This window comes from Frankia sp. Hr75.2, from assembly GCF_949319125.1.
In the GTDB taxonomy this organism is placed as follows: domain Bacteria; phylum Actinomycetota; class Actinomycetes; order Frankiales; family Frankiaceae; genus Parafrankia; species Parafrankia soli.
Map to the genome: position 1 here is coordinate 1 of NZ_CASGGV010000075.1, position 6,072 is coordinate 6,072.

The 6,072-nt window shown below is 71.2% G+C and carries 5 protein-coding genes; all 5 read right to left on the minus strand.

The features are described 5' to 3' along the window. Nucleotides 1-48 precede the first annotated feature (48 nt). Nucleotides 49-1,242, minus strand: a complete 1,194-nt coding sequence (locus AC559T_RS07455; protein ID WP_071064205.1) for a thiolase family protein — start codon at nucleotides 1,240-1,242, stop codon at nucleotides 49-51. 515 nt (nucleotides 1,243-1,757) lie between these two features. After that, nucleotides 1,758-2,624, minus strand: coding sequence for an acyl-CoA thioesterase (locus AC559T_RS07460; RefSeq protein ID WP_112108557.1), 867 nt, complete (start codon nucleotides 2,622-2,624; stop codon nucleotides 1,758-1,760). A 3-nt stretch (nucleotides 2,625-2,627) separates the two neighbouring features. Then, nucleotides 2,628-3,401: an SDR family NAD(P)-dependent oxidoreductase gene (locus tag AC559T_RS07465; protein ID WP_498868222.1), complete on the minus strand. Its 774-nt coding sequence runs from the start codon at nucleotides 3,399-3,401 to the stop codon at nucleotides 2,628-2,630. A 400-nt stretch (nucleotides 3,402-3,801) separates the two neighbouring features. Beyond that, nucleotides 3,802-4,992: an amidohydrolase family protein gene (locus AC559T_RS07470; protein WP_112108559.1), complete on the minus strand. Its 1,191-nt coding sequence runs from the start codon at nucleotides 4,990-4,992 to the stop codon at nucleotides 3,802-3,804. 169 nt (nucleotides 4,993-5,161) lie between these two features. Beyond that, the gene (locus tag AC559T_RS07475) at nucleotides 5,162-5,983 is read right to left on the minus strand and encodes a crotonase/enoyl-CoA hydratase family protein (protein ID WP_071064213.1); all 822 of its coding nucleotides are present in this window, start codon (nucleotides 5,981-5,983) and stop codon (nucleotides 5,162-5,164) included. Nucleotides 5,984-6,072: the final 89 nt, after the last annotated feature.

Below are 6,072 nucleotides of genomic sequence, written 5' to 3' on the forward strand. Positions count from 1 at the left end.
CCCCGCCGCGGCCGGGGGGGCCCCCCCCGGGCCTCGGCGGTGCGAACCTCAGCTCGAGCGCGGAGCGGGAACCTCCAGCACGAGGGCGCTCGCCATGCCCCCGCCCGCGCACATCGCCGACACCGCCACTCCGCCGCCGCGGCGGCGCAGCTCGTGGATCAGCGTGATGATCTGCCGCGCGCCGGTCGTCGCGATCGGGTGCCCGAGGCTGCAGCCGCTGCCCAGGAAGTTGACGCGGCTGTCGTCGATCTCCAGGAGCTTGGACGCCGCGACCGCCACGGACGCGAACGCCTCGTTGATCTCCCACAGGTCGACGTCGGCCACGGTGAGGCCGGCGCGCTTGAGGGCCTTCGGGATCGCCAGCGTGGGGGCGATGCCGGTCTCGGCCGGGGGCACCCCGACCGACGCCCAGGCGCGGACGATGCCCAGCGGCTCCAGGCCGTGCTCCGCGGCGTAGCCGCCGTCAGTGATGACCATGGCGGCGGCGCCGTCGTTCGCACCCGCCGCGTTGCCGGCCGTGATGCTGAAGCCCTCGATCTCGGGGTGCAGCGGCTTGAGCGAGGCCAGCTTCTCCAGGCTGGTGGAGCGCCGCGGGTGCTCGTCCACGGCGAAGGTGAAGCTCGTGCCGTCCCGCCGGGGCACCTCGATCGGGAAGATCTCGTCGGTGAAGCTGCCCGCGTCGATGCCGGCGATGGCCCGCTGGTGCGAGCGCAGCGCCCACGCGTCCATCTCCTCGCGGCTGACGCCGGCCTTGACGGCCGCGTTCCACCCGACGGTGATGGACATGTCGAAGTTCGGGGCCTCGGCGGTGTTCCGGTGGGTCGGGGAGTACCAGTCCTCGACCTCGTCGGTGCCGGGCCGGCGCCGCTTCGCCCGTGGCGAGGTGGAGGAGGAGTTCGTCCCGCCCGCGACGACGACACGGTCCATCCCGGAGATGATCGAGGCGGCGGCGGTCTGCACCGCGACGAGCCCCGACGCGCAGTGCCGGTTGTGCGCGACGCCGGCGGCGTTCGCGAAACCAGCCTCGATGGCCGCGTAACGCGCGATGTCGCCGCCACCGTAAAGCGATTCACCCAGGACGACGTCATCAATGTCCGCGCTGTCGATACCGGACCGCCGAACTGCCTCCGCGACGGCCTGCGTACCCAGCTCGAAAGCGTCGACGTCGACGAGGGAACCCTTGCCCGCGGTGCCGATCGCCGTCCGTGCGGTCGAGACGATTACCGCTTCATGCTCCGACAAGTTCGCTCCTCTGATGGGTACCACGAACCTCGCATGGCCGGAGCACACGTCCCGCCGCTGTGAGGTGCCTCATATTACTGAGGTCGACGTCGGAGTCAAGGCATGCAAAGACTCGCGACGTCGACCCACCTCGAGCCCTGCAGGTGAAGGAGTCCGGGCCGAAATCGACGCCAGCGCCGGCGTTGACAGAAATCCGGCGCCCACCATCGAAGTCTCCCGTTCCGCGACCACATCCTCACCCTGCGTCGCCGGGCGAGGGGCGGTCAGCGACGCCCGGCACGCGCTGCCTGATCCAGGACGCCGGTCGCTCACCGCCACCATGCGAAATTCTCTCAGAAGGGGCTCGAAGGTGTCGACACATGTGTTATCGCCTGGCGAGAGGCCCGGATCCCCCTGGGGAGAACACCTGGCCCACCGCGTCGCGCCCTGAACGGGGAGGACCGGGCCGCCCGGGGACCACTGGTCCCGGGGCGGCCCGGTCGATCACGACGACCGGGGGTGGATCACGCCTCGGCTCACAGGTGACGGCTGCCAGAGGCCGCCATCGCCCTGATCATGTTGTCCTGGACGAAGGACGCCACGAGAGCGCCCCCGCCGCGGTACGCGCTGCCCTGGCCGTAGCTGCGGCCGTGCCCCGCGTACGGGCTGCGGTGCGACAGCAGCACCCATTCCGACGCCGGTCCGGGCTGGTGGAAGGTGATCGTGTGGCTGAGCACCCCGGTCGACAGCGACACGTGGGCCAGCGCCTGGCCGACACCGGGGTGCGGCCGCATCGCGGTCCCGATGAGGAAGCTGTCAGTGGACAACGCCAACAGCGCCTGCGAGGTCACCAGGTCATCGGGCGCCCCGGGCCAGCGGATCCAGACGTCGAGCTCGGGCGGGCCCACCGCGTCGGGGTCGCTGATGTCCACGTCGCCGACGACGCGCACCTGCCAGCCGCCGGAGCCGTTCGCCGCGCCCGCCGTGCCGTTCGCGCCCTCGGCGCCCGCCGGCTCGGTCGGCGGGACAGGAGGCGGCGCCGGGTGGGTCTCGGCGTAGCTGATGAAGTCGGGCTCGTCGCCGGTGAGCAGCACCTGCGACTGCACGCAGAGCCGCCCGCCCTGGCTGATCGACACCGCGCTGGCCGCCAGGCTCCGCCCGGAGTGCTGGCGGGTCACCGCGATGTCGAGCGGCGTGTCCGGCCGCGCCGCCCGCGCGAACACGGTGTGCAGGGTCTTGACCTTCTTGCCCTCCTGGCCGACCAGCGCCGCCACCAGGGACTGCGCCAGGAGCTGCCCGCCGTGCGCCACCGGGCCGCCGAGCTGGATGCTGCCGGCGCGGTAGCGATCGGTGTCGACCGTTTCGAGCTCGAGGGACGCGAGGACCGAGTCGAGGGAGAACATCGTCTACCGGGGGCCGAAGCGCAGAGCGCCGTCGAGGCGGATGTTCTCGCCGTTGAGATAGGAGTTGCGGGCGATCGACTCGACCAGCAGCGCGAACTCCTCGGGCTTGCCGAGCCGGCGCGGGAAGATGATGTCCTGGACGAACTTCTCCCGCATCTGCTCCGGCACGCCCATCATCCGCGGGGTCCCCATGGTCCCCGGCGCGATGGCGCAGACCCGCACGCCGATCGGGGCCAGGTCACGGGCCATCGGCAGGGTCATGCCGAGGATGGCCGCCTTGGCCGCGCTGTAGGAGACCTGGCCGATCTGGCCCTCGATCCCGGCGATCGAGGCCGTGTTCACCACGACCCCCCGCGCGCCGTCCTCGTCCGGCTCGTTGCCGGCCATCGCGGCGGCGGCCAGCCGGGTCACGTTGAAGGTGCCGAACGCGTTCATCTCCATGGTCTTGATGAACGCCGGCTTGTCGTGCGGCGTCGCGTCGCGCCCGACGGTGCGCCCGGCTCCCTTGACGCCACCGCCGGCCACGTTCGCGACGACGGACAGCGGGCCGCCCGCCTGCGCGGCCTCGATCGCGGCCTGCACGTCCTCGTCGCTGTTGACGTCACCACCGACGGCGGAGGCCGAGTCACCGAGCTCCTTGGCCAGGGTTGCCGCGGCCGTGTCGTCCTGGTCGAAGATCACGACGTGCATGCCGACCTCGGCCAGGTGGCGCACCGTCGCGGCGCCGAGGCCGCCGGCACCGCCCGTCACTATCGCTGAACGTCCGTTCAGGTCCAACGGTCATCACCTTTCGTCGACGCGGAACTGACAACTCTGTCCACCGGCCGGCCGTTCACTGCCGGTCCGGTCTTTCTACCGCCGGGCCGACGACCGCTCTGTCTGCTGATCGCCAGCCGGCCCCCTGCTGACGGTGTTACCCGGCAGCGCCCGCGGATGGCGCGGGCACAGCCCGGCCGACCGCCCGTGGCGGGCAACCCGGCTGCCGGTTTCGCGGATGTCTCGAGGTTCCCTGGGTGGGGCGCCGCGGGCCGTCTCCCCCGTCCCGGACGGGTTGCGCACGTCACCTGAGGACTTGTCCCAGCATGGCCGTAACAGGTCCGCACTGTCGACCGCTCCGCGACGGGGCACACCCGCCGGCCCCTGCCGGGCAGGGCCAGGCCGAGCAGGGGCCGAAACGTCAGACCGGGACGGCGATTCCGGTGAGACGGGCGAGGTTCTCGCCCATGATCTTCCTGACGTCCTCCTCCGGCATGCCGGCCGGCAGGTGGTCGACGTAGCTGCACGGCTCGGCGAGGCCCTCCGGGTGCGGATAGTCAGAGCCGAAGAGGACGTGGTCCACACCGATGGCCTCGACGAGCTTCTCGATGTTGTCCTCGTGGAACGGGCTGATGTAGATGTTGCGCCGGAACGCCTCCACCGGGTCCTCGTCGAAACCGTGCGGCATCTTCGTGTAGGCGTCGGCGAGGTGCTCGAGCAGCGGCACCACCCAGTCCCCGCCGGCCTCGATCGAGGCGACCCGCAGCTTCGGGAACCTGGCGAAGACGCCGCCGCAGACGAACGCCGTCATCGAGTCCTCGGCCGGTCGGTGCCCCATCGTGACCATGCGGAACGGGTCCGGGCGGAACGGCAGCATCTCCTGCGGGCCGGTCCAGTCACTCTGGTACCGCGAGTAGCCGCTGTCGGAGGAGTGCATCGCCACCAGGATGTCGGCGTCCACCACCGCCTGCCAGAACGGGTCGAACTCGGGGAGCGCGAACGAGCGCGAGCCGCGCAGGCCCGGCACCGGCGCCGGGCGGATCAGGACGGCCCGCGCGCCGCGCTCGGCCGCCCACTCCAGCTCCGCGATCGCCTTCTCGACGATGGGCAGGGTGATCACCGGAGTGGTGAAGATGCGGTTCTCGTAGTTGAACGACCAGACCTCGTGAATCCACTCGTTGAGCGAGTGGACCACGGCATGGGTCAGGTCCGGGTCGTCCCGCATGCGCTCCTCGAGGAGGCTCGCGAGCGTCGGGAACATCAGCGCACGGTCGACGCCGAGCTCGTCCATGAGCTGGATGCGCGGCGCCGGCTCACGGAACGCCGGAATGCTGCGCATCGGGTCCCCGACGATCTCGCGGTAGGACTTCCCCTCGGGGTTCCCGACACGGAAGTACTCCTCCTGAGCGCCGGGCCGTGCCACCACGTCGAACGTCGGATTCGGGATGTAATCGCTGATCTGGCCACGGATTGCGATCTTCGTCCGGCCCCGGACCTCGACATAGTCGACGGCGCCGCGGTAACGGTCCGGGAGATGCCGGGTGAAGGCGTCGCGTGTCTCGTAGAGATGGTTGTCCGCGTCGAACACCGGGAAGGTCAGTCTCTTGGCCATGTCAGCATGCTAGTCAGTATTGATACTGACGTCAATATTGGTTTGTGGGGTGGGCCGGAGCCGGGCGGGGCACGGCGTGCCGGGTCAGGGCACGACCAGGTCCGGACATGACGAAGCCTCCGCCCTGCGGAGGGCGGAGGCTTCGTCTACTGCTGGTGGCGGTGCCGGGTTACTGGCCGGTCCAGCGCGGCGGGCGCTTCTCGGCGAACGCCACGGCACCCTCCTTGGCATCCGCCGAGGTGCGCACCACCGCGACGTACTCCTCCTGGCGCTCGAACGCCTCCTCGAGCGGCCAGTCGACCGATCGTGACAGCACCTGCTTGGAGGCCGCGAGCGCCAGCGGCGCGTTCGCGGAGATCTCCTCGGCGAGCTCGAGCGCGACCCCGAGCGCCGCGCCCGGCTCGGTGAGCCGGTTGACGAGGTGGACCTCGGCCGCCTCGGTCGCCGGCCACATCCGGCCGGTCAGGACGAGCTCCATCGCCAGGTGGTAGGGGATGCGGCGCTGCAGCCGCAGCAGTCCGCCGGCCGCCGCCGCCAGGCCGCGCTTCACCTCGGGCAGGCCGAACTTGGCGTCCCGCGCGGCGACGATCAGGTCGCAGGAGAGCACGATCTCGAACCCGCCGGCGAGCGCGTAGCCCTCGACCGCTGCGATCAGCGGCTTGCGGGGAGGCTGGCGGACCAGCCCGGCGAAGCCGCGCCCGGGCACGATCGGACGCTCGCCGCGGGCGAAGCCCTTCAGGTCCATCCCGGCGCAGAACGTCTTGTTCGCGCCGGTGATGATGCCGATGCTCAGGTCGTCACGGGCGTCGAGCTGCTCGAGCGCGGCCGCGATCGCGGTCGCCAGGCTCAGCGACATGGCGTTGCGCGCCGCCGGCCGGTTCATGGTGAGGACGAGCACCCGGCCGTGCTCGGTCAGGACGAGCTCGTCGGACGCGCCGGGAGGGGCGTCCTGCAGGGAGCCGTCCGGACGGGAGGTCTGCAGATCAGCCATGATGCTCTCTCTGGTGATCGGGTCAGGGGCCGCGGAGTCGGTCGCCGCGGCAGCGGACGGACGGGGTGGGTCAGGAGGTCCGGGGCTCG